Annotated in this window: 23 protein-coding genes and 1 pseudogene; 7 read left to right on the forward strand and 17 right to left on the reverse strand. The window is 48.5% G+C overall.

Features of this window, described 5'->3' with window-relative positions:
* From ACMYR3_RS12365 to ACMYR3_RS12375, 3 genes are all read right to left on the reverse strand, one after another.
* Positions 1-1302 carry a sensor histidine kinase gene (locus ACMYR3_RS12365; RefSeq protein WP_424192245.1) on the reverse strand — a complete coding sequence of 434 codons (1302 nt, stop codon included), beginning with the start codon at positions 1300-1302 and terminating at the stop codon, positions 1-3.
* A 51-nt stretch (positions 1303-1353) separates the two neighbouring features.
* Positions 1354-1557 (reverse strand): LiaI-LiaF-like domain-containing protein, encoded by a 204-nt coding sequence (locus tag ACMYR3_RS12370; protein ID WP_424192246.1) that lies wholly within the window; start codon positions 1555-1557, stop codon positions 1354-1356.
* 151 nt (positions 1558-1708) lie between these two features.
* Positions 1709-2119, reverse strand: a complete 411-nt coding sequence (locus tag ACMYR3_RS12375; protein ID WP_424192247.1) for a DUF2306 domain-containing protein — start codon at positions 2117-2119, stop codon at positions 1709-1711.
* 459 nt (positions 2120-2578) lie between these two features.
* Here ACMYR3_RS12375 and ACMYR3_RS12380 point away from each other — a divergent pair.
* From ACMYR3_RS12380 to ACMYR3_RS12390, 3 genes and pseudogenes are all read left to right on the forward strand, one after another.
* Positions 2579-3385, forward strand: a pseudogene (locus tag ACMYR3_RS12380) (UDP-2,3-diacylglucosamine diphosphatase); the annotation flags it as partial.
* Positions 3386-3462: 77 nt separating this feature from the next.
* Positions 3463-4491, forward strand: coding sequence for a glycosyltransferase family 4 protein (locus tag ACMYR3_RS12385; RefSeq protein WP_424192248.1), 1029 nt, complete (start codon positions 3463-3465; stop codon positions 4489-4491).
* A 70-nt stretch (positions 4492-4561) separates the two neighbouring features.
* The gene (locus ACMYR3_RS12390; protein WP_424192249.1) at positions 4562-5002 is read left to right on the forward strand and encodes a diacylglycerol kinase; all 441 of its coding nucleotides are present in this window, start codon (positions 4562-4564) and stop codon (positions 5000-5002) included.
* A 258-nt stretch (positions 5003-5260) separates the two neighbouring features.
* On the opposite strand, the gene ACMYR3_RS12395 is transcribed toward ACMYR3_RS12390, so the two are convergent.
* Entirely contained in the window at positions 5261-5776 is a 516-nt protein-coding gene (locus tag ACMYR3_RS12395) for a GyrI-like domain-containing protein (RefSeq protein WP_424192250.1), read from the reverse strand.
* Between the two features lie 184 nt (positions 5777-5960).
* Between ACMYR3_RS12395 and ACMYR3_RS12400 the strand changes: the two genes are divergently transcribed.
* Positions 5961-6545 (forward strand): TIGR00730 family Rossman fold protein, encoded by a 585-nt coding sequence (locus tag ACMYR3_RS12400; RefSeq protein ID WP_424196508.1) that lies wholly within the window; start codon positions 5961-5963, stop codon positions 6543-6545.
* Between the two features lie 30 nt (positions 6546-6575).
* Here ACMYR3_RS12400 and ACMYR3_RS12405 read toward each other — a convergent pair whose 3' ends face one another.
* Positions 6576-6989, reverse strand: coding sequence for a group II truncated hemoglobin (locus tag ACMYR3_RS12405; RefSeq protein WP_424192251.1), 414 nt, complete (start codon positions 6987-6989; stop codon positions 6576-6578).
* 38 nt (positions 6990-7027) lie between these two features.
* Here ACMYR3_RS12405 and ACMYR3_RS12410 point away from each other — a divergent pair, with 38 nt between their 5' ends.
* Both ACMYR3_RS12410 and ACMYR3_RS12415 read left to right on the forward strand, forming a co-directional pair.
* Positions 7028-7978 carry a LysR substrate-binding domain-containing protein gene (locus tag ACMYR3_RS12410; protein ID WP_424192252.1) on the forward strand — a complete coding sequence of 317 codons (951 nt, stop codon included), beginning with the start codon at positions 7028-7030 and terminating at the stop codon, positions 7976-7978.
* Positions 7979-8194: 216 nt separating this feature from the next.
* Positions 8195-10231, forward strand: a complete 2037-nt coding sequence (locus tag ACMYR3_RS12415) for a sigma-54-dependent Fis family transcriptional regulator (RefSeq protein ID WP_424192253.1) — start codon at positions 8195-8197, stop codon at positions 10229-10231.
* Positions 10232-10337: 106 nt separating this feature from the next.
* Here ACMYR3_RS12415 and ACMYR3_RS12420 read toward each other — a convergent pair whose 3' ends face one another.
* The 10 genes from ACMYR3_RS12420 to ACMYR3_RS12465 form a co-directional block, all read right to left on the reverse strand.
* Positions 10338-10808 carry a c-type cytochrome gene (locus ACMYR3_RS12420; protein ID WP_424192254.1) on the reverse strand — a complete coding sequence of 157 codons (471 nt, stop codon included), beginning with the start codon at positions 10806-10808 and terminating at the stop codon, positions 10338-10340.
* 37 nt (positions 10809-10845) lie between these two features.
* On the reverse strand, positions 10846-11661 hold the full coding sequence (locus ACMYR3_RS12425) for a substrate-binding periplasmic protein (RefSeq protein ID WP_424192255.1): 816 nt from the start codon (positions 11659-11661) through the stop codon (positions 10846-10848).
* Between the two features lie 50 nt (positions 11662-11711).
* Positions 11712-13496, reverse strand: coding sequence for a PQQ-dependent dehydrogenase, methanol/ethanol family (locus ACMYR3_RS12430; RefSeq protein ID WP_424192256.1), 1785 nt, complete (start codon positions 13494-13496; stop codon positions 11712-11714).
* Positions 13497-13695: 199 nt separating this feature from the next.
* Entirely contained in the window at positions 13696-15267 is a 1572-nt protein-coding gene (locus ACMYR3_RS12435; protein WP_424192257.1) for a GMC family oxidoreductase, read from the reverse strand.
* Positions 15268-15321: 54 nt separating this feature from the next.
* A complete protein-coding gene (locus ACMYR3_RS12440; protein WP_424192258.1) occupies positions 15322-15915 on the reverse strand; it encodes a gluconate 2-dehydrogenase subunit 3 family protein in 594 nt (197 codons plus the stop codon).
* Positions 15916-15970: 55 nt separating this feature from the next.
* Positions 15971-16723, reverse strand: a complete 753-nt coding sequence (locus tag ACMYR3_RS12445) for a lipoate--protein ligase family protein (RefSeq protein WP_424192259.1) — start codon at positions 16721-16723, stop codon at positions 15971-15973.
* Positions 16720-17403, reverse strand: coding sequence for a dihydrolipoamide acetyltransferase family protein (locus ACMYR3_RS12450; RefSeq protein WP_424192260.1), 684 nt, complete (start codon positions 17401-17403; stop codon positions 16720-16722). The genes ACMYR3_RS12445 and ACMYR3_RS12450 overlap by 4 nt, the downstream gene beginning before the upstream one ends.
* 8 nt (positions 17404-17411) lie before the next feature.
* Positions 17412-17660, reverse strand: coding sequence for a lipoyl domain-containing protein (locus ACMYR3_RS12455; protein ID WP_424192261.1), 249 nt, complete (start codon positions 17658-17660; stop codon positions 17412-17414).
* A complete protein-coding gene (locus ACMYR3_RS12460) occupies positions 17657-18703 on the reverse strand; it encodes an alpha-ketoacid dehydrogenase subunit beta (protein ID WP_424192262.1) in 1047 nt (348 codons plus the stop codon). Before ACMYR3_RS12460 ends, ACMYR3_RS12455 begins: the two co-directional genes overlap by 4 nt.
* A 47-nt stretch (positions 18704-18750) precedes the next feature.
* Entirely contained in the window at positions 18751-19758 is a 1008-nt protein-coding gene (locus tag ACMYR3_RS12465; protein ID WP_424192263.1) for a thiamine pyrophosphate-dependent dehydrogenase E1 component subunit alpha, read from the reverse strand.
* 675 nt (positions 19759-20433) lie between these two features.
* On the opposite strand from ACMYR3_RS12465, the gene ACMYR3_RS12470 reads away from it, so the two are divergent.
* Positions 20434-21531, forward strand: a complete 1098-nt coding sequence (locus tag ACMYR3_RS12470; protein WP_424192264.1) for a porin — start codon at positions 20434-20436, stop codon at positions 21529-21531.
* Positions 21532-21639: 108 nt separating this feature from the next.
* On the opposite strand, the gene ACMYR3_RS12475 is transcribed toward ACMYR3_RS12470, so the two are convergent.
* Together ACMYR3_RS12475 and ACMYR3_RS12480 are read right to left on the reverse strand one after the other, a co-directional pair.
* Entirely contained in the window at positions 21640-22434 is a 795-nt protein-coding gene (locus ACMYR3_RS12475) for a substrate-binding periplasmic protein (protein WP_424192265.1), read from the reverse strand.
* The gene (locus ACMYR3_RS12480) at positions 22431-22910 is read right to left on the reverse strand and encodes a c-type cytochrome (RefSeq protein WP_424192266.1); all 480 of its coding nucleotides are present in this window, start codon (positions 22908-22910) and stop codon (positions 22431-22433) included. Before ACMYR3_RS12480 ends, ACMYR3_RS12475 begins: the two co-directional genes overlap by 4 nt.
* Positions 22911-22965: the final 55 nt, after the last annotated feature.

A 22965-nucleotide genomic window follows, 5' to 3' on the forward strand; every position in this document is an offset into this window, starting at 1 on the left:
CTAAATATTGAATGATTGATTATTTTCCTGCTGATGATTGTCAGGCGGATTGCCTGACGTATTGTCAGCACGACTGGCCGATTTGCGTTGACACCACCAGCCACCCTGATGATGCCGCCGAAAATGCGAACGATGTTCTCCCATCTCCTGCGTCTTGCCCATCGGACAAAACGGACCACCAAAGCGGCGCATTTGGCGCATGGCCTGCAAGGTATTCATCGTATCGGCGAGTGGTGTATCAATAGGCACAGCAAGGGGCAAGATCAAGCTCGCCCTGGTGCCTTGCGGCAGCTGGTCCTCCAAAACCAATTGGGCCGCACCGTTGTATGACAAGGCCAGTCGCTCACGCACATTGGCCAGCCCCAAACCATTTTTTGGCTTGGCCTGCGGATTCAGACCCTGACCATTATCCGTCACCAGCAGTTGCAACTGTCCGTCCTGTAACTGTGCACCCACGGTCAGACAGCCACCTTGCGGCAACGGCGCCAACCCATGTTCAATGGCGTTTTCAACCAGAGGCTGCAACAGCATCGGTACCAGTGGTGTGGCCGCCAATTCGGCAGGTAAATCCAAAGTGAATTCCAGCCGCGCACCCATGCGCATTTTGAGGATATCCAGATACGCCTTGATCAGATCAAACTCGTGCTGCAAGGTGGTACTGGCGGAACGGCTCACCTGAAAACTACTGCGCAAATAGTCCGACAGGGCACCCAGCATGCGCCCTGCAGTGGCGGTGTCGGCATCCAGCAAAGCCTGCACATTGGCTAAAGTGTTGAATAGAAAATGTGGCTCGATCTGCGCTTGCAGCAAAGCCAGCTGTGCGCGTGCCGACTCACGCTCGACCGCACTGATGCGCATTTGCCGCTCGGCCTCCCGCACAATATGGCGCTCGCGCTTAAAAGCCATCACTGTCAGCAAGACCACGGCCGGCACTACGATGGCATTGACGGCCCAAAACATCTGCTCGCCCAGGCGCACCATGCCATTGGCGTGGCCCATCAAATAGGCGGCAATTGTCCATCCACCCAAAAAGCCCAAAGGGATGGCGATCATCAACCAGACTGCCATGCGCGGAAAGCTGATCACCCTAAAACGCGCCATCAGCCAGCGCCCCAAATCCACCAAAGCAAACGAGAGTAGCCCAATGCAATGTGAATACACCAGGTTGATGCGCAGTCCATCATTAATGGGCAAGACCAGCGTCAGAATCACGGCCAGCACGGTGTTAAAAACCAGTGTGACCAACGCATCACGGCAGGCATCACGCCAGGTAAAAATATAGTGCATACCGTTTATTGTCATGGCACGACTTCCATCAAAATAGCCTATTCAACAGCGCTTCACGCCATTTCATCATGATTGACTCACTCGCTGCTCACAGCACATTCTGTGGCGGTGTGGACGCAGCCAATGAGCCACGCCAGCAGCGATCAAGAAGAGCGGCCACCAGGTTTTCATGATGCCATGTAAATCAGGAATCCATTGCAGGTTGGAGAGCAAAAACAGGCTACCCAGCGCAATCAACACCAAGCCGGAAAAATGGGAACGATGACGCATGATGATGTCCTTTCAATTCAAAAAACACTTCAAAAAATCAAAACTCGATGAAATCCAAACACATCCCGAATAATGCGCGCTCATGCTCATGATCTTTAGCGCATTGTAGCGAGCCTTACTTTGGCTGCACCTTGACGACACATCGGCAACATTACAGCAATCCCAGACCATGCCAAAAGACATTGCCCAGCAAACGTCCAGGGATCAATGTCAATAGCCCCGGTAACAGCAAACCACCGAAATAAATGTACTTCATGGCCTTGCGATGCGCGTTGATCTTGCCCTTTATTGCCAAGAAAACTGCCAGCGGCACCGTCACCAGCACAAAAATCGACAAAAAATGAATGGGAGAATAACCTGCTACGATAGCCAGCTGACTGCCCTGTATACCAAACGAAGACAGCGCGGTAAGCAACATGATGATGACCCAAAGATAGCCGATGCTCTTATGCCAGGGTGTTCCTTTTTTCAAAAATAACATCAGCGCCCCCAAAACCAGGGCCGAGAGTGCCATCAGCAGATGCAATCGAATCGCCAGTGTGGCGTTCAGAATCGCGCCCATGCTCATCTCCACCTAAACAGTTGAAGCGATTCTGGCATCAACCAACCCTGCTGTTGGCGGTTTGCGACGAAGCGCCCCAGGCTGTCGCCAGTTGCATGGCGGTAGCGCCAACGGTGACAACCCGTCAAATATTTGCTTCAGACCCGATGACTGTCATTGAATCATCATCAATTTGTCATGGAGCTGTCACGGCCCTGTTATGTAATTCGCCCCATGAACCTGCTCAATCCGATCCGCTTTTTCAGTCGCAACCGAATGTTCGCGCCAATGGCTCTCGCAGGTGGTGCGACCCCTACCGCTTTGAATTCGATATTGCGCCAGCCGTATTCTTCGGCCATTGCGGCATTATCGGAATCATCGCTACTCGAAAAATCGGCTGACCAGTCTGCCACCACAGTCATATCGACTGCACCCGACAAAAAAAAACCGGTTACAACCGAAACCAAAGACGAAGACAAGTATCGTTATCGCGCCATCTGGATTTCCGACACCCATCTGGGTACACCAGGCTGCAAGGCCGAATTTCTGCTCGATTTTCTCAAACACAATCAGGCCGAATATCTGTATCTGGTGGGCGACATCATTGATGGCTGGCAGCTCAAAAAGGGCTGGTACTGGCAGCAATCGCATAACGATGTGGTACAAAAAATCCTGCGGCGGGCACGTAAAGGCACACATGTGGTCTACATTCCCGGCAATCATGATGAGTTTGTGCGCGACTTTGTGGATCTCTCGTTTGGTGAAATTGATGTGCGCATGGAAGCCTTTCACACCACCCTGCAAGGCAAAAAGCTCTGGATTACTCACGGCGATTTGTTTGATGGCGTCGTACAGCATGCCAAATGGCTGGCGCATCTGGGTGACTCACTCTACACCCTGATTTTGGCACTCAATCATCACTTCAACCGACTGCGCAACAAGCTGGGATTTCCTTACTGGTCACTCTCTCAATATCTGAAGCACAAGGTGAAAAACGCGGTGTCCTTCATGACCCAGTTTGAAGAAGCCATGGCCGAAGAAGCCAAACGGCGTGGCTGTGATGGCGTGGTTTGCGGCCATATTCACAAGCCAGAAATTCGCCAGGTGGATGGCATCACCTATTGCAACGATGGTGACTGGGTGGAAAGTCTCTCGGCCCTGGTAGAAACCAAGGAAGGTGAATTACGCTTAATCAGCTGGGAACAACGCTCGCCCACTGTCATGGCCGTCGACAGCAGTCCAAACCATGCCCAGACACCCAGCGAAGTCATGGTATCGACTTCGTGAACAAGAATATACCCCTACCAGTAAAAAATATCACCCAAATAAAACATACCTAATCGGGTATTTTTCAAGGATACTCCATGAAAATCATGATTGTTAGCGATGCCTGGGAACCGCAGGTCAACGGTGTGGTACGAACCTTAAAATCAACCCGCCGCGAACTGCAGGCCATGGGCCATGAAGTTGAAATGCTCACACCGCTCGAATTCAACACCATCCCCTGTCCCACTTATCCAGAAATTCGTCTCTCGATTTTCCCTGGCCGCAAAGTACGCGAACGGATTGCCCAGTTTGCCCCTGAAGCCCTGCACATTGCCACCGAAGGTCCGCTGGGTATGGCAGCTCGCGCCTATGCCATCAAAAAAGAACTCAATTTCACCACGGCCTATCACACCCGTTTTCCCGAATATGTGCAACCGCGCTTTGGGATTCCCCTGGCCGTCACCTACAAGTTCTTGCACTGGTTTCATGGTGCTGGCCGTGCGGTCTTGGTACCTACGCCGGTTGTACAACGTGATCTGGAAAAATATGGTTTCACCAACGTCGTGCAATGGTCGCGCGGTGTGGATCTGGATATATTTGTGCCTCAGCCATCCAATGTGCTCGATACCGAACCACCGATCTTTTTGTATGTAGGGCGAGTCGCAGTAGAAAAAAATGTCGAGGCCTTTTTGAAGCTGGATCTGCCTGGCTCCAAATGGGTCGCGGGTGAAGGCCCGGCTCTGAACGAATTGCGCACCAAATATCCCAACGTCAATTATCTGGGCGTGCTCAATCAACAAGAACTGGCAAAAGTCTATGCCGCCGCCAATGTGTTTGTCTTTCCCAGTAAAACCGATACCTTTGGCCTGGTGCTGCTGGAAGCCATGGCCTGTGGTCTGCCGGTGGCCGCCTATCCAGTCACGGGTCCCATTGATGTGATTGGCGACTCCACTGCGGGGGCCTTGCATGATGATTTGCGTATCGCCTGCTTGAACGCGCTCAATATTTCGCGGGAAACAGCCCGAGCCCATGCCGAACGCTTTTCATGGCGTGCCGCATCGGAACAGTTTCTCAACCATTTGCGTCCGATTACGCCCGAAGCACAAAAAACCATCATGGCAGCCTGAGTGGCATGGCTCGCTATTTCTCCACCGACATCGGCACCCACTTCTGCTTACTTACTCAATTGACGACATCTTGAAAAAAAATCTGTCATCTCGCCCAGCTATTAACGATCATGACGACGCAGTGGAGAGCCCCTTCAAAAGTAGTGGGGGCTTCAAGCGGATTGTGTATGCACTCCACAATTCATGGAGCGGGTTACGGCTGGCCATTCAGGTTGAAAGTGCCTTTCGGCAAGAGTTGATACTGTGTCTGGTACTGATTCCACTGGCACTCTGGTTGCCGTTAAGTGGCTTGGAGCGCGCTGTGTTACTAGCCACAACTTTTCTGGTCTTGATTGTGGAGCTGCTCAACTCCAGCCTGGAAGCCGCGATTGATCGCATTTCACTGGAACGCCATCGGCTCTCCAAACGCGCCAAGGACCTGGGTAGCGCAGCAGTATTGATTGCCCTGTTTTTGTGTTTGCTGACCTGGGTATTGATCGCCGGGCCAACCATCTTGGTTTTGTTCAGGTGATAGGATGGCTGAAGTCAGCAGAAAAAGATTTAGAGGCATTTATCACCAAAAGAGATGAAAGACATGAAAGACATGAAGGAAAACACCCGTCTTCATAAAAAAACAAACTAGCCGCTTACCAAATCAGGCGAAGTGTTAAGAAAAAGCGCATTAAACCAAGTCGGCAAGTCGGGTCAGCCAGATTCTCTTTGAGTCCTTCGTGTCTCTTGGTGTCTTGGTGGTCATCTTTTGATCGACACCACGCCTGATCCACACGGATCACTCAGGCAAGTCGTATCGAATAATGCGACGCTTCACCGCCACAAAAACACTGACCTTGTCAGGCTCGCCATAACGCTCAAAATCGGCGGTGTAGGCACGCTCATAAAACTCGGCCAATGGCTGATCGTTACTGGCAAAAAATTCCCAGATACGCTGCCAGGCCTTGATTGTGGCACCAGGCAAACGGCCCTGCTCGGTAAACTTGAGATATTCACCGGCAGCCACCGAAATCACTTCCATTTCGGGGCGCAACACCTGTTCCTGCATCATTTGAACGGCGGCACAAACATCATAGGCGCCCTGATACATTTTTTCATAGTTGCTATAAACACCCACAATATGACCATTCTCGGCATTGGCCTTGAGAATGGCGGGTGCCTTGTCTTCATAAAAACGTTGCCACAAACCCGGAATACGAGCAGTGGCTGGATTGGCCTCATTGGCATTGGAAGTGCGTACGCGATAACCCAATGCATTGAAACCAGGGTGATAAATCAGTTTAGGCGCTTTCATAGGGTGTATTCTGACCTTGTAATGCCATCATGAATGTGTATCTTTCATTTTATCTGCTGCCAAGACCAAGCGGCTCATTGCTGTAGAAATTCTTTCCGGCCCCATTCATACAATAATGAACACCATGAATCACTCACTACACCATACCATTGAACAGGCACCCACCATTGACCCTCAACGCGTTTTGCAATCAGTTTGTGTCTATTGTGGTGCCAGCCCCGGCATTCTTGACGCTTATCGTCAAGGCGCACAAGCATTGGCGCAAACCTTGGTCAAACGCAATATCCGGCTGGTATTTGGGGGCGGTCATGTGGGTTTGATGGGCATCATTGCTGACGCAGTCATGCAGGCTGGTGGCACGGCGATTGGCGTGATACCACAAGCGCTGGTGGATCGTGAACTGGCACATCACACTCTCACCGAATTGCATATTGTGGCCAATATGCACGAGCGCAAAAAAATGATGGCCGATTTGTCTGATGGGTTCATTGCCATGCCAGGTGGTATCGGTACGCTCGAAGAACTCTTTGAAACCTGGACCTGGTCACAACTTGATTTTCACAACAAACCTCTTGGCCTGTTCAATATCGCCGGCTTTTATGATCCGCTCCTGAACTTTCTCGACAACACGGTGGCACAGGGTTTTCTCAAACCAGCACACCGTGATCTGCTCAAGGTAGAACAAGACCCGGTACGCCTGCTGGATCGGCTTGCCAATCTGAGTCATGCTGATGATGCGGCGTGGTTAAAAGGTCAGAGCCAATTTTAATTCAGTGATTGCTAGTGCATTAGACAATCGTTACCCTTCCCGATTGCGCATCCAGTCTGCCGTCTGGAAAAAAGACTGCATGAGTGCCACTTGAATCGGTTCTGCAATACCCACATCCTTCATGGCCCAGGCCATACAACGCAGCCATTGATCGCGCTCTTTAAGGCCGATGGAAAATGGCATGTGACGCGCCCGCAAACGTGGATGCCCAAAACGCTCAACAAAATAATCGGGCCCGCCCATCCAGCCACATAAAAACCAGAACAACTTGTCGCGCGAACCATCAATCGGCGTTGGATGCATTTGCCGAATGCCTGCAAACTCGGCTTCGAGTTCCATCAAATCATAAAACCGATCAACCAGTTCGCGAATCCGTATTTCACCGCCAATAACTTCATATAAAGTAGGCTCTTCCTGCTCGTTCATTTCGTTGCTTTGAGTCATGATGGTATAAACATAAAAAATTCGGACAGGCTCTTATTATGAATCTTCGGCACTTGCAATACTTGATCTCGCTCGCACAAGAGGCTCATTTTGGCCGGGCGGCAGAACGTTGTGGCGTCACTCAGCCAACCCTGTCGGCAGCAATCCGGCAACTGGAAGAAGAACTCGGCGCACCACTGATTGAACGCAGCCAACAACGCTTCAAACAACTCACCACCGAGGGCGAGCGCGCCATCAGCTGGGCACAAAAGATCGTGGCCGACTGCGATTCACTCAAAGATGATGTTTCGGGTGTGACCAGTCTGCGCGGTATCTTACGACTCGCCTGTGTACCAACTGTGATTCCGATGGTGGGCTTGATCACCGCACCATTTTTGCAAAACAACCCCGAAGTAAAAATCTCAGTGCAACTGAAAAATGCCACCGAAATTGAACATGGGCTGGCTGATAAAGAATTAGATGCCGGACTGACTTATCTGGATGAAATTGCTCAAGGTCAGGCAGGTGATAAATTCATCACCATGCCCTTATTTTCTGATCAGCATGTTTTGATTCGTCATATGGACGATGCAGCCTTTCCCGGCACGGCAGTCCAATGGGCCGATCTGGACAAATTGCCCTTATGCCTGTTACCACAAACCACCATCAACCGTCGCATCATTGATCGTCGACTAAAAGCGACTGGCATCACGCCGCTGGTCGTGGCTGAGGCGGACGCGCTACTGGCATTGATTTCAATGGTACGCATGAAAATGGCCGCGACCATTCTGCCACGTTCCCTGCTGGGTCTGTTTGATATTCGTGAAGTCACCATTCACCCCATCAAAGACGAGATGGCCTATGCCAATAAAAATCATGAAGGACAGATCGGTCTCATTGCTGCGGTGCGAGATCCCCTGCCACCCATGACCAAAGCTTTACTTGCATCAGTCAATGGCGTGCATATTGATGAACTGGTGCTGAGTTTACTACCCACATCGCTACGCTGAATGGCACTCTACACGAGTTAAAGCAATCAAATTCTCATTCTGATAGGCGCGCAATACTGCACATTTCAATAAATGCGCCTATCCAGCTCAGTGCTTACCCTGTTTAGTATTGAATAATCGTCATCAACAAATTGCACCTGGATTCGCGATTTGCTATGATCGTTCAATAAAACTATATTCAACCATTTCAGGTTGGCCCTAAGGAGACAGTTTGTCATGACGAATGATTCTCTGCATTTTCACCCGGATGTTGTCGTGTCTAGTGTGCGTAACGGTTTAGTGCAACAGGACATTCATCCTCAAATTCACAACTCTTGGAAACGCTCACTCGATCAATACAATCTTGATCCAGGCAGAAAAGCGGCACCCCGCATCCTGACTGGTGGTCGCTTGCGCGATCACCAGGAGCCCCTCGAACCGCTCTTGCGAATTGCCAAAGGTGGGCTGGAAAAACTTTTCCATCAAATCAGAGATGCTGGCTATGTCGTTCTGTTAACCGATACCCAAGGTGTTACAGTCGACTTTCATGGTCATGACCTGACTGATCGCGAGCTGCGTAAATCAGGTCTTTATCTTGGCTCTTGTTGGGCCGAGGCTGATGAAGGCACCTGCGCTGTCGGCACCTGTATTATTGAAAAAACACCCATTACCGTTCACCAGCAAGAACACTTTCGCACGATCTCCACAACACTGACTTGCAGTGCTGCGCCAATCATTGATTCGCATGGCAATCTGATGGCGGTACTGGATGCCTCAGCGCTCTATTCACCCGATGACAAACGCAGTCAGCATTTGTTATTGCAGCTGGTCAATTCAACCGCCCGCATGATAGAGAATGCCTACTTTCTCAAGCAGTATGAAGACAAGTGGATCGTGCGCTTGAGCAGTCGCAGCGAATTCATTGAGGTCATGACCGATGCCTTGCTGGCTCTGGACGACCAAGGGCGTGTTGTTGCCATCAATCAGTCAATGCGCAATGAAAATCTTTCAAATGATAATCAGACTGCGGGCAAGACCATCGAAGAACTATTTGACATCCGCTTTGATGAACTGATTGCCAAGAGTGCCGCCCAGGAAGCACCCATTCAGTCCATCTATACGCTGCACTCACGCAAGCGTTACTACGTCACCGTCAAGAAACCAACCCACTCGATTCTGGTTACGCAAGAAAACTATACACGGCGATTACCAACCATCATCAATCCTGGTCATACTCATCTGACGCTAGAAGAACTTGCTGGCCAAGACCAGAAGATGACCAACAATGTCAACATCATTCGCCGCGTCAATAACAAGGGGATTGCCATCATGTTGCAAGGTGAGACCGGTACTGGTAAAGAGGTTTTTGCCAGCGCCATTCACCACGCCAGTAATCGCGCTGCTGGACCTTTTGTGGCACTTAACTGTGCCGCAATTCCGGAAACCCTGATTGAGAGTGAGTTGTTTGGCTATAAGGAAGGTGCTTTTACCGGTGCCAAAAGCAAAGGCATGCGCGGCAAGATCATCCAGGCACACGGTGGTACTTTATTTCTTGATGAAATCGGTGACATGCCCCTGCAACTGCAAACCCGTCTGTTGCGCGTATTGGCTGAAAAAGAAATCCTGCCACTTGGCAGCGAAAAGTCGATTCCGGTTGACGTTCAAATCATCTGCGCTACGCACAGAAACCTGCTCGACAAGGTCATTGAGGGCAGTTTCAGAGAAGATCTGTATTACCGCTTGAATGGTATCAAAATCGAGCTGTCACCATTGCGCAAACGGGAAGACATGCCCACGTTGATTCGCACGATTTTTCTGCAAGAAGCCAGAGATATGGGGCATCCCAAAGTCACCATCAGCGACGATGCATTAAATGTCATGTTGGCTTATCACTGGCCAGGCAATATCCGCCAGCTGATCAATATTATCCGTGCCGCCCTGGCAATGAGTGATGATGGGAATATTCAGCTTGAAAATATTCCAACCGAGATTCACGGCACCTTGAGTCATCTAACCACAACGACCAATCAGATTCCGGCCATCAGTCTGCAGATCAAGCATCCAAATACCATCACACCTATGGCACTTGCAACAAGCAGTATTGGATCAGGTTTGGATGATGAACACCAACAGATGCTCATGGTATTGAAGAAAAATAAATGGCATATTTCCAAAGCGGCTAAAGAGCTTGGGATGAGCCGCTCAACCATTTATCGAAAAATGGAAAAATACAAAATCCTCGCGCCCAATGCAATGGATGACATCAGTCATTGAATCGACTAACTAATTCGTTCTGATTACAAGGCCATCAAATGATGGCCTTTTTTATTGCAGCGTTAATACCCTCTTACAAACAACACCCAGTCATTGATGTTGATCCTTAGTATGACAAAGGATCAACTTCTTCAGCCTTCTCACTCTGCTTCACGCGTTTCGCTTCCTCACGAAGATAAGTCACGATCTGCCAGATTTCTTCGGGCTTCAAACTGCCTCCCCAGCCACCCATTTGAGTATTGGGTCGACCCTCTGAAATCGTCTTAAACATAAAGGCATCGGAATTAGCGCCACCCGGCCCCCATGCCCCCTTGATCAACTGTGGCCCTTTACCACCTTTACCAGCCGAGTTATGGCACTGCTGGCAGTTTCTGCCAAACAGCTCCTCACCCTGACGAGCTGCTGTAGGATTACCCGCCAATGGATTAGCCGAGCTGGCGGCACCACCTTCAGCGCCACCTACTGACATGGCATCTGCCACACCAAGACAAGTTAGCGCCATACTCACGCCAACAATCAACTTGCCGAGAAGATGGTTGGGTTTATGTTGTAATTTCTTGTGCTTGTTCAATTGCATTTTTGACACCTATTTTGATTCTATTCAGTGGTAAACATCAATTACTTGTAAAAACAGACAAATGATATTTCTCCACCAATTGTTTTAAACGACCATCTGTTGCCATGGCTTCAATCAATTGACTCACCTTGGCTAAAAGTGGTTCATCCCGTTTATTTGCCGCAATCACAAATCGGGTTTGCAGTTCGGTATTAGATAACGGTACCGATTGATATAAGGCCTCATCTGGAAATGGTGACTTATCATCAAATGCCAATGCCGCAGCCCAAACCAACGCCACATCCAATTCTCGCGTCTTTAGCGATTGCAGCAAAGCCTGATTACCTGGATAAGGATAACGATTCAAGTTTTGCGCTTTGAGATAAAGATCTGCCGGTGTGGACAAGACAGCACCAATGTGGCCTGCCTTGCGTAAATCGGCAGGGCTATTCCAGGAACTCTTACGCAACGACACCATGAGATAACCCAAGGTCAGATAAGGTTTCGAAGTGATCAGGCCAAGCGCCTGCAAATCATTTAGCGAACCATCCCGTTCCGGCACACCCATTGCAAGATCGCACTGTCCTGCTAGTACAGACTGCTTGAGTGTTTTGTTGATGCCACCACGTGCTGCCGGCATGATCCAGATAGGCTCAACCGACACCATCAATACCTTGCCCAATTCTGCAAGCATATCCACGTCCAGACCATGATCGCTTGGCTGTCTTTCAGAAAACGGAAAGTTTTCTTCGATGACACAAACCTTTAGCGGCGAACGACTAGCCAGATCATAGGCTGAAGCAATTTGTGTACAAACCAGCATCAGCAAACCAGCAAAGCAACAGAAAAGTTTTTGATGAAAATGTTGAGTCATGGTGAGATGCCAGGGATGATCCGCTACTAGCAGATCATCCTCAAGCTTAATTAATCACCCAAACCAAACACCATCATGCCGCCACCGCGGTTTTGATGCTTGAACAGTTCGTCATAGACCAGTGGCCAGATACTGCCACCGCCTGGACCATAAACCACTGCGACATACTGCTTGCCTTCTGCAGTAAATGTTGTCGGGTTACCATGAATACCAGTACCGACATTGAAGCGCCACATCGTTTCACCCGTATCATCTCTGACCGCAGCAAAATAACCCTCTGCATCACCCGAGAAGACCAAGCCACCAGCAGTCGCCAGTAAGCCACTGGTGGCAGGTGTACTTTGTGGACGAGTCCATGCCAGCTCACCAGTCGTCGCATTAAATGCTTTGATACCACCAGTATAAGGATTGGCTTTCAACACTTTAGTACCAAGGAACCACTCACCCCGTTTGAATTCCATTTTTTTGGCTTGTACATCCATGGAACTATCAATGAATGGCACATAGATCATCTTGGTCAGTGGGCTGAATGCAGCTGGGTGCCACTCTTTACCACCATCCAGAACCGGTGCAATATCAGTCACGATCTTATCGTATACCGGCACTTTGTCAGGATTGACGATGGGACGGCAGTTATCGGAAAAACCAGTTACCCAGTTAACTCGAGCAATCGGTACAACCCAATTACATTTACCATTACTACGGTCAATGGAATACAGATGACCATTACGGTCAGCATGTACCCAAACCTTGCGGCCTTTATCATCAGTAATCAGGATCGCTTCATTATTACCATCGTAATCCCAACCATCATTCGGTGTGTACTGGAAGTAAAATTTCAGCTTACCCGTATCAGCATCCAGCGCCATGGTGGAGTTACTGTACAGGTTGTCACCCTTGCGTGAATGCGGATCAAGGGTTGGTGTTGGGTTACCTGCGCCCCAATAAATGGTATTGGACTTGGGATCAAAGGTACCAGTTAACCAAGCTGCGACACCACCTGTACGCCAGGAGTCATTGGCCCACGATTTAGCGACCGGGTCACTGGAGCTGACAGGGCGAGTATTGGTTTCCCAGATTACCTTGCCGGTATCAGGATCAAGTGCCGAGATGCGGCCAACGTTAGCACCGACGTCACCACTGGCACTACCGACAATCACTTTGCCTTTGGCAATCAATGGCATGGAGGTGTACTGCTCACCGGCAGTGTAATCGCCCATCTTGACATCCCAGACGACCTTGCCAGTTGTATTGTCCAATGCCAGTACATGGGCATCCAGTGTAGCCAGATAAACCTTGTCTTTATAAATGGCAACACCGCGGTTAACAGCTTCACAGCATAATCGGCCACCCAGGTCACCTGGCAATGAACGCTCATACTTCCATAGCATCCGGCCAGTCGTTGCTTCCAGTGAAAACACTTTGTTTTGGCTGGCTGTCACATAAATACGGCCATTTACAACCACCGCTTCACTATCCTGAGCATCATTGACACCAAAAGACAAATTCCATTTTGGCACCAGTTTTTTGACGTTTAATTGATTGATCTGAGTCAGCTGGCTAAAACGGGTTCCTTGCGAATCCTTACCGTAATGCAGCCAGTTATTGGCATCTTTATCAGCATTGATCAACATGTCATCGCTGACATAATTTGGCCGCCATTTAAAAGTGGCTTCCAACACATTCACACCCAGAGGGGGTTCTGCTGCTGGGGCGGCTGCCGCTTCTTCTGCTTTGAGTTGGTGAGTTGATAAAGCGAATAAAGAAATCGCCAACAATCCAGCCAACTTACCCGCAGGCAAGGTGCACCATTTATTCATTTTTAATTTTTTCATTACCGTCTCCGTCTTGCTTCCTCGCGATTAATATGAACTGGGTCGTGATTTATATTTTTTCAACCCAGCTATTACAAATCAGTATTAAATCGCTCACTGCGGTACAAACATCCATTCAACCAGTTTATTTTTGTCACCTCCAAGTAAAAACGGGATCGAAATTTTGGTTTCGATCCCTTTCAATTAAGTTTTAAATCAATCAGATTTCTTTACGACTTAAGGCTCCTGCAATGTATTCAGCCTGACGAATGGCCAAGGCCACGATCGTCAAGGTTGGATTGGCTGCAGAACTGGAGGTGAACTGGCTACCGTCAGAAATAAAGAGATTTTTAACATCGTGTGACTGACCCCACTTGTTAACCACACCATCCTTGGCGTTGGCACTCATCCGGTTAGTCCCCATATTGTGGCTGGCAGGATAAGCTGGCATCTCGATCACACGGGTTGCGCCAACTGCTTCGGACAGTGCACGCCATTGTTTCTGGCCGTGTGCCACAATCGCGTCATCGTTCTTGTGATAGGTTTTAGTCACAATAGGAATTGGCAAACCGTATTGATCTTTCTCGGTAGGATGCAAGGTGATGCTGTTTTGCTCTCTAGCCAAATCTTCACCACAGACCCAGACACAAGTCATATGATCGTACTGATCAAATGCTGAAGTGACTTCACGTCCCCAGCCACCAGGCTTCATGAAAGCCGCGGTATAAGGCAAGCCCAAAGCCAAACCCTCCAGGTAATAGCCACCATGAAAACCACGCTTCTCGTTCAATGCCACCTCATCAGCAACCACTGCACCAATGTCAAAGCCACGATACATATAGACTGGCTTTTTATGGATGGCAACAGCAGCGCCAGTAGCATGGTTCATATAGTTCTTGCCAACTTGTCCAGAGGAGTTGGCCAAACCATTAGGGAACATGCTGGAAGCAGAGTTAAGCAATAAACGCGGCGACTCAATCGAGTTACCTGCCACGCAAACGATGCGTGCTTTTTGCAGTTGGGTTTTGCCGTCTTTGTCGACATACAATACACCACTGGCTTTACCAGATTTGTCATGTTCAATTTTCAGAACCATGCTTTCTGGACGCAGATCGACATTACCAGTAGCAACTCCTTTGGGAATTTCCGTATAGAGGGCAGACCATTTAGCACCGATCTTGCAACCCTGCATACAGAAGCCAATTTGCTGGCAAGCTGGGCGGCCATCATTAGGTTTGCTGTTTGATGCCGCTGGACGAATGATATTTTTGTAACCGACTTTGCGAGCACCCGCGGCCACCACCTTGTATTGATTGCTGTCGGGCATGGCAGGCATACCGCTCGCCTTGGAACCAGCAACACCCAGCTTGATTTCCGCCTTGTCATAGTAAGGTGCCAGATCAGTCAGGGTAATTGGCCAATCCAGTACGTTGGCACCGTCTACCGCGCCATAGGTTGTCTTGGTTTTAAAGTCATGTTCCTGAAAACGCAAAGCCACGCCAGACCAGTGAATGGTCGATCCGCCAACACCCTTTACAATCCAGGCTGGCAAATTCGGATAAGTTTTAGTGTGATGCCAGCCACCGGCAGAAATTCGTTTATCCAACCAGGAGATCTTGCTGAACATTGCCCATTCGTCATTTTCAAAATCGGCTTGAGTCCAGTGTTTACCTGCTTCCAACACCACTACCTTGACACCACGTTGTGCCAACTCGTTACTCAATGTACCGCCACCAGCACCTGATCCGATGATGACAACAACTTCTTCATCAAAGCCAAATTTATTAGCCATATTAGTCTCCGTATATTTTTTTGGGATTCAGAATAAACTCTAAAAAAAGCGCGATTACAGCCAATCCAGGTCGTTGAAACCACGGTTGACATAGCCGCCTTTTTCCCAAGACGAGCCTTCATAACCAAAGTGTGACCACACTGCCTTGTTGTTGTAGAGACCGGTCACCATATCGCCACGAATCTTCTGGAAAAAATCTGAAGTTTCCAGAGACTTCAATACCGCAACGCGATCAGCTTCGGTTTTGATATCAATATAATTTTTCTTAAACTGCTTCATGGAAGCGTCGTTCAATTGAGCCAATCCATCCAACAAGGTTTTCTTGAGTGCCGCATCTTTCTTCGCTTTCTCGTCATAGGGCTCAATCGCCTGCAGATAATATTTGTCGTCCAATTTGTCATGAGGAAAAATATCCCGCGCCATCTTCAACAGCACCTTGCCTTTGGCCTCACCCAAGACCGGAAAACCTGCTGCCAGGGCTTCTGTATCAACACCAATGACAGCCGCACCACTGACAACAGTCACACCAATTGATGCCAGACTACTGCTCTTTAAAAAACCACGACGGCTGACTGTTTCGCCTTTGTTAACGACACGCATACCAGTTGTCGAAGCTGCTGGATTCATGTCATTTTTTTCATTTTTCATGATGTCTCCTATTAAGGACTTGTAAATTTATGAATGAAAATATCTTGATGTATTTCTATGCGGTCTTGAGCAAGGGACTGGCATGTTGCGATAAATCCAAAGCAGCCTGGATCGCTCGCACCAGATTGATTTCCAGTACACCCGGCATCAACTTTCTACCGAGCTGTTCCGAACAGGAAGTCGTACACATTTCAAGTTTGCCTGTTGCACCAGAAGACTGATCAAGCCTTGTTACCAGACTTGCCCAGTCAACTTTGTCAGTCAGAATACCCATCGCCAACAACACGCCATTTTTTTTTCTTGCCTGAGAAAGTCCGACAATTTTTTTACCCTTGGATGTAATCTCCCATGATGAAATGCCACCATAACAAGCCCAATCTGCCTGGCTGAAAAGTGGTTCCGCTTTCAGCCGCGGCACATCTTCCGGATAAACAATTTCACATTCGACTCCCAGTGACTGCAATGTCAGCAAGGTCAGTTCCGATAGCCAGCGATAACTATGCATCAGTCCATTACTGGCAAACGGATGATGATTAGGAAGTGCCACTGAAAGACTCAACATCCAGGGACCAACCAAAACAGCACCACCACCCGTCATACGTAGCGAGATATCAGCCCCACCATTGGCATGCTGAACTGCTGTTTGCCACATTTGCTTTTGATTGCACCCAAGCACAATGCCGGGTGTGTGATAGCGCCAAAGTCGAAAGATCGGCTCCATCACTTCTTGATTCAATATTTCCCGATTCCACAATTGTTCGTCATGGCAGGAGATCAAATCAAAATAATCAAAAGCATCGTGGCTCATACCAAGCTCTCACAGGATTCCATTAATGACTTGAAATCACCCAAAAACTGGGCTGCTGGGAAACCATCTACTGCGCGGTGATCAAACACCAACGTGTAGGTTGCAATCGGCCGGACTTCAATCTTGCCATCCAGCACCACCGGTTTTTCAATCGTGGCACTCACACCCAGAATCGCCGCTTGTGGCGGGTTCAAAATGGGTGTGAACCAACTGATATTGGTCATACCAAGATTGCTGACTGTGAAAGTGCCGCCTTGATATGCCTTGATGGGCAATTTGCCGTTGCGTGCGCCTGCAGCCAGTTCCGCTGATTCAACTGCAATTTCAACAATGGTTTTTTTGTCTGTATCTTTAATAACAGGAACACTCAAACCATCGGGAATCGCGACTGCCAGACCAATATTGATATTGGCCGGCTGCACCACACGATCAGTCTCAACAAAAGCATTGAGACCACGGTGATTACGCAGTGCTTGCGCCAGTGCTGACAAGATAATCGGTGTCAGACTAACCTTGACACGCCCTTGCTCCTGCTCATTGAGCTTGATGCGCAATGCCTGAGCCTTGGTCATGTCTATATCAATACTCATAGACACACGCGGCGCCTCCCAACCTTGGGACATATTGCGGGCAATCATGCCCCGCAATCCCTTCAGTGGAATGACATTGGGTTCAGTCATCGCTTCGCTCATGCTGCTTTCAGCCTTCCAATCACCGCACCTTTGGCAACCGTGTCGTCTTTTTGAATAACGATTTCACCCAGTACACCATCTTCTGGCGCAGCGACTTCTACACTGGTTTTCACAATCACCACGATGGCAACTGATTGACCTTTTTTCACTGCGGTACCAGGCTGAACCAGCCACTCGTCGAGCAGGCCTTCCGTACCCGGCTCAACATCATCCCAAACGTTATCTGGCAATGTAATATCAGTCATGCTGCAATTCCTTCTCTAATATGTTGGTTAATTAATTTTTTGGATTCGGCCACAATCGAACCTACCTGGGGGATCACAAACTGTTCCAGTGGGCGACTAAATGGGATTGGCACATCGGGTACAGCCAGGCGTTTGACTGGTGCTTTCAATGTGACGGTGTCGAGGTTTTCAGCTATGATGGCGGAGATTTCACCACTCAGGCCAAAGCTCAGGTAATCCTCATCAACCACCAACAGACGGCCAGTCTTCTTGACCGAATCAAGAATGGCTTGTTTGTCTAACGGCACGATCGTACGCAAGTCGATGATCTCGACGCTGATGCCTTCTTTTTCCAATTCAACAGCGGCCAGCACGGCTTTTTGCACCATCTGACTCAAAGTCACAATCGTGATGTCCTTGCCAGCCTTGACCACATTGGCTTTGCCAAACGGAATGGTGTAAGACTCTTCAGGCACTTCATTCGTACTGCCCTCAAAGTAAGACATCCATGGCAGGCCCATAATGCCTTTGTGGTACATGAACACGACCGGGTTATTGTCACGAATCGCCTGAATCATCAGACCCTTGGCATCATAGGCATTGGATGGCACCACCACCTTCAAGCCTGGTACGTGCGCAAAACTGGCATACAAGCACTGCGAATGTTGAGCAGCATCGTTATAACCACCACCAATACCTGTTGTCAGTACAACTGGCAGATTGACTGCGCCACCTGACATATAAGTATTTTTAGCCAAGTGGTTGTAGATCATGTCAAAGCAGACCCCAAAGAAATCCACAAACATGATCTCGGCAATCGGTCGCATACCTTCAGCCGCAGCACCAATCGCCGCGCCAATGAATGCCGTTTCAGAAATGGGTGTATCAATGATCTTGTCTTTACCAAACTTCTCATAAAGACCACCGGTCGCACCAAAAATACCACCGTACTTGCCGACATCCTCACCCATCACAAACACTTCTGGGTCCCGTTGAATTTCCATACCAATGGCTTCGGAAATGGCCTGTGCCATGGTCAGCTTACGATTTGATTTTTCACTCATGATTTTGTCTCTAATAAATAATAGTTAGGCAATGTCATTAGTCCTGCTTACGCAAACAGGTGGTCCAATGCTGCTTCGGGTTTTGGATAGGGTGAGCTACGGCCAAATTCATAGGCAGCATCAACCAGGTCTTGCACTTCTTTGCGAATTGCACCATCACGCGCATCATCAAGCAGACCTTGCGAACGCAGATAAGTACCGAGTCGATCAATCGGATCATTCTTACGCAAGGTATCAGCCTCACCCTTACGACGATAGACTTCAGGATCACCCTGGAAGTGACCAAAATAACGGTCCGTTTTCACTTCCAACAATGAAGGGCCCGCACCACTACGCGCACGAGCAATTGCTTCACCTGCAGCGTTAAAGACCTCGATTGCATCATTGGTCTCAACCAACAAACCAGGAATGCCATAAGCCACAGCACGATCGGCATTATTGGCAATCGATGTCGAATCAGACTTCTCTACAGAAATGGCATATTTATTGTCTTCACAGACGAACACGACTGGCAGCTTCCACAATGCGGCCAGATTGAGTGACTCATGGAATGCGCCCTGGTTAGTCGCACCCTCACCAAAGAAGGCCACTGCCACGTTATCCAAACCACGACGCTTATAAGCCAGGGCAGCGCCGCACGCAGGTGGCAAACTCGCACCCACAATGCCGCTGCAACTAAACTTGACCAGCGGATCAAAGATATGCATATGGCCGCCCTTACCCTTGCTCAAACCAGCTTCCTTGCCATACAACTCGGCAGTCATCTCATTAAGACGAACACCTTTGGCAATCGCAAAGTGGTGTGAACGATGCGCACCGACAACGGCATCATCTTTTCTCAGATGAGCACAAACGCCAACCGCTACTGGCTCTTGGCCTGCGGCCAAGTGCATCTCACCCGGAACAGGACCAGCGCCAATATCAAAAGCCAGACCCTTTTGAATATTTGGTGGGAGCTTTCCCTCTAGATAAACCTTCGTCATGGTTTCTTCGTACACCCGAATCTCAAGCATGGTCTTGTACATCCACATTAGCTTTTCTGATGTATGGGTCATAGCAGCTCCTTATCTCCAAATTTCTTAATATAAATATAAAAATAATGCCTCGGATGGCACAAACTCGATACGACGATCATTGATTAGATAGTCTTGCCTGTAGCTAGGCAACATCCATACCAATATTCTTAATATCAGGGATATGCCTTATCAAGGCAGCAAGCGAGAGATTCAAATAGAAGTTTTCAGCTAAAAACAATTGAAATTTTGTGTTTGATTGAAATGCTGCGGCGCACCTGAAGCGTTAATGGCAATTGTCATGTCAATTGCATCAATGATGCCTCAGACCAATGAAACACTTGTTCCAGCAATCAGAGTCGAATGTCTCATTTTTTTGTGTCTGATCGAAAATATTGAAAATTGAATATTTCAACAACATGCGATTTCATAAGTAATTACCACTACATCAAGTCATGCCATTTTTAATTAAAGGATGATCCAAGACATGGTCGAGTCAAGAATTTGAACTTTTTTACCGATCACCCCCTGAAAAACAGGAATGAATCAAGGTTTTTGTGAATAGTTCACTTTTTTGGCACATGAATTGCCTTACCACTACCGCATGCCCAGCTTGTGGAAACACTATCAATTTGTCCATGCTGCAACGAATGAATGGTAGACAACTACAAATAAATTTTTATATCGCGTGCATTCATCTTCCAAGGAGACACACTAATGAAAAAGAGAATTATTGCCACAGCCTGCCTTACATTAATGTCTGGTCTGGCAAGTGCAGAATCCAACGTTCAGTTATTTGGTATCGTTGATGCTGGCTATCTGTACCAGTCCAAGGCCAATGGCGCTGGCTCACTGTCACAGTTTGCTACCAGTGGCCTGCGTCAAAGCGTTTGGGGTATCAAGGGTACTGAAGATGTGGGCAACGGCACCAAAGCTTTCTTTAACCTTGAATCACATTTCGACACTGACACCGGCGCATTGCACGGTACTGGTGATGCACCTGGATCAGGTACGATTCTCTTCCGTCGTCAAGCCAACGTTGGCTTGGGCAACAGCGAATGGGGTCAACTGATCCTGGGTCGTCAGTACGGTCCAGCGCTGTTGGCACACATCGGTACTGAGCCACGCGCATTTAAAGAACAGTTCTCCAATCTGTATGCATGGGCTTACAACATGTATGCTGCCACTGCTGGCATCAACGGTACCAACACCAACAACGACGTCGGTATTTTTCTGAAAAACGCCGTACAGTACCGCAATACGATTGGTCCAGTTGACTTTGGTGTTGCCTACTCATTTGGTGAAGTAGCTGGCTCATTCAGCAAAAACAACATCTATGCATTGGGTGCATCCTACAAAGGCCCAGTTGCACTGTCATTCTCTTACCAAGCGATGAAAGATGTTGCCACCGGTGCAACAACAGTTAAACAAAGTGGTCTGGGCGCTGCCTATGCTTATGGTGATTACACATTCAAGGCCAACTTCCTGAATGCCAAAAACCACGACGCCAACGGTGCATCCAATTCCAACGTTAACGCCATCGGTGTTGGTGTTGATTACAAATGGAACGACCGTAACAGCGCTACATTGGCTTACTACGACAACAAGGACAGAAACAATAGCAATGATGCAACACGCAATATCGTGTTGAGTAATGATTACTTCCTGTCCAAACGGACTACCCTGTACGTACAAGGTGCTTATGTTGATGCAAAATCACAGGCATCCATCAAAACCAGTATTGTTGCTGCAGGTATTCCTGAACAAAATGCCAAGACATTCCTGCTCAACGTAGGTATCAACCACACTTTCTAAGTTCTCCTGGTAGAAAGCATGCCCGGTGTTTTTTGACACCGGGCTTTTTTATTTGTTGATTCAATCAGAATCTTGCAGACGCCATTGCAGCGTTGCTACTCCCACCGATCAGAACGAAGGTTTGATCCAGATCAGACCATACGGTTTCATCAACTCAGCAAAGACACCACTGATCTGATAAGACGCAAGTAAACCATCAATCTTATTGAGCATGGCCACATCCGTTTTCCTCAGCGTCATTCCGACATCAAATTCCAGATCCAGTTCTTTGATGATATCCCGTTGCGTCTGAAATTTTTGACTATACGTCTTGCTGTACCATGAATAACCCGTTGCACTGACTATCCCTGCCTCGGCCTCACCATCAGCCACAGCCTTGACAATCGCTTCATCCGTCAAAAATCTGACCAGCACAGGTACATGATACGTATTCAATTGCATATGCCCCCAGGTAGCACTGGGTACTGCAACCGATATTTTTTGCAGATCAGCCAAAGTTTGCCAAGACTGGCCTTTGGGCTGGCTCACCAGTAACACCTGCTGATGAAAGTAAGGCTGCGTCAGTAGCGTTGGACTGACTTTACCTGGCTGAAGATCATCCTTCTGCTCATTCAGCTTGGCTTTAGAAACAATCGCATTAGGGACCACATCACATTCGGTACGCGACAATCTTTCGCGCGAACCCAACCAGATAGGATTAAAGCGAACGCCCATATCCTGAGCCAACTTTTTGGAAAGATCAATTAAAAATCCCGGTGAACTGGCCGACTCCGATGAGTAAGGCAACCCATCGGGATCAAGACAAACATTGAGCGAACCGCGCTGCACAATATCATCCAGCGTTGCCGCATGGGCAATACCAGTTGCTTCCAGAAGAGTGAGAACAATCAGCAGTTTTTTCATGGCGTGCCCTTTTGACGGCCCAGATACTTCAGATAGGCAACCAGCTCCCAGACTTCAGTACTGGTAAAGGTGTTACCAAATACCGGCATCACGTCAGAAGCACGACGTCCATTCACAATCGTCTTGTATGCATATTCCGGATCAAGATCATCACGATCACGAAAGTTAGGGGCACGGCCACCCACCCCACCGCCACCATGGCAGTAGCCTGCACAAGTCTGTGTATAACGCAATTTACCCAGATTAATTATTTTTTCATCATTCAGATCAAACGGTGGTTTTTTGCCAGCTTCAGGCCCTGCTTCTTTGGCAGGTACAGGTGCAGTAGCCGCAGCAGGCGTGGCTTCAGCCGTTGATGTGGTGGCGGCCGGAGCCTTGTCAGCGCTGTCTTCAGCATCCTTTTTCACAAAATGTGCCGATGCACAGCTCATCAAAAACAAGCCTGCCAAAATCATGCTAATACGTGCTTTAAACATAAAACCACTTCCTCAAATTAAATGGCTTCTTCAAAAAAAAACTGCGACCGGTAAA

Origin of the sequence: Ampullimonas aquatilis (assembly GCF_049675895.1) — a bacterium.
Lineage (GTDB): Bacteria > Pseudomonadota > Gammaproteobacteria > Burkholderiales > Burkholderiaceae_D > Ampullimonas > Ampullimonas aquatilis.

Excerpts from the sequence above, each read along its gene's own strand:
- ACMYR3_RS12385 (WP_424192248.1), top strand. The coding sequence starts at position 3,463 with ATGAAAATCATGATTGTTAGCGATGCCTGGGAACCGCAGGTCAACGGT.
- ACMYR3_RS12475 (WP_424192265.1), bottom strand. The coding sequence starts at position 22,434 with ATGAAAAAACTGCTGATTGTTCTCACTCTTCTGGAAGCAACTGGTATT.
- ACMYR3_RS12465 (WP_424192263.1), bottom strand. The coding sequence starts at position 19,758 with ATGACCCATACATCAGAAAAGCTAATGTGGATGTACAAGACCATGCTT.
- ACMYR3_RS12460 (WP_424192262.1), bottom strand. The coding sequence starts at position 18,703 with ATGAGTGAAAAATCAAATCGTAAGCTGACCATGGCACAGGCCATTTCC.
- ACMYR3_RS12370 (WP_424192246.1), bottom strand. The coding sequence starts at position 1,557 with ATGCGTCATCGTTCCCATTTTTCCGGCTTGGTGTTGATTGCGCTGGGT.
- ACMYR3_RS12430 (WP_424192256.1), bottom strand. The coding sequence starts at position 13,496 with ATGAAAAAATTAAAAATGAATAAATGGTGCACCTTGCCTGCGGGTAAG.
- ACMYR3_RS12405 (WP_424192251.1), bottom strand. The coding sequence starts at position 6,989 with ATGACTCAAAGCAACGAAATGAACGAGCAGGAAGAGCCTACTTTATAT.
- ACMYR3_RS12420 (WP_424192254.1), bottom strand. The coding sequence starts at position 10,808 with ATGCAATTGAACAAGCACAAGAAATTACAACATAAACCCAACCATCTT.
- ACMYR3_RS12365 (WP_424192245.1), bottom strand. The coding sequence starts at position 1,302 with ATGACAATAAACGGTATGCACTATATTTTTACCTGGCGTGATGCCTGC.
- ACMYR3_RS12415 (WP_424192253.1), top strand. The coding sequence starts at position 8,195 with ATGACGAATGATTCTCTGCATTTTCACCCGGATGTTGTCGTGTCTAGT.
- ACMYR3_RS12480 (WP_424192266.1), bottom strand. The coding sequence starts at position 22,910 with ATGTTTAAAGCACGTATTAGCATGATTTTGGCAGGCTTGTTTTTGATG.
- ACMYR3_RS12395 (WP_424192250.1), bottom strand. The coding sequence starts at position 5,776 with ATGAAAGCGCCTAAACTGATTTATCACCCTGGTTTCAATGCATTGGGT.
- ACMYR3_RS12445 (WP_424192259.1), bottom strand. The coding sequence starts at position 16,723 with ATGAGCCACGATGCTTTTGATTATTTTGATTTGATCTCCTGCCATGAC.
- ACMYR3_RS12450 (WP_424192260.1), bottom strand. The coding sequence starts at position 17,403 with ATGACTGAACCCAATGTCATTCCACTGAAGGGATTGCGGGGCATGATT.
- ACMYR3_RS12440 (WP_424192258.1), bottom strand. The coding sequence starts at position 15,915 with ATGAAAAATGAAAAAAATGACATGAATCCAGCAGCTTCGACAACTGGT.
- ACMYR3_RS12435 (WP_424192257.1), bottom strand. The coding sequence starts at position 15,267 with ATGGCTAATAAATTTGGCTTTGATGAAGAAGTTGTTGTCATCATCGGA.
- ACMYR3_RS12470 (WP_424192264.1), top strand. The coding sequence starts at position 20,434 with ATGAAAAAGAGAATTATTGCCACAGCCTGCCTTACATTAATGTCTGGT.
- ACMYR3_RS12455 (WP_424192261.1), bottom strand. The coding sequence starts at position 17,660 with ATGACTGATATTACATTGCCAGATAACGTTTGGGATGATGTTGAGCCG.
- ACMYR3_RS12410 (WP_424192252.1), top strand. The coding sequence starts at position 7,028 with ATGAATCTTCGGCACTTGCAATACTTGATCTCGCTCGCACAAGAGGCT.
- ACMYR3_RS12425 (WP_424192255.1), bottom strand. The coding sequence starts at position 11,661 with ATGACTCAACATTTTCATCAAAAACTTTTCTGTTGCTTTGCTGGTTTG.
- ACMYR3_RS12375 (WP_424192247.1), bottom strand. The coding sequence starts at position 2,119 with ATGGGCGCGATTCTGAACGCCACACTGGCGATTCGATTGCATCTGCTG.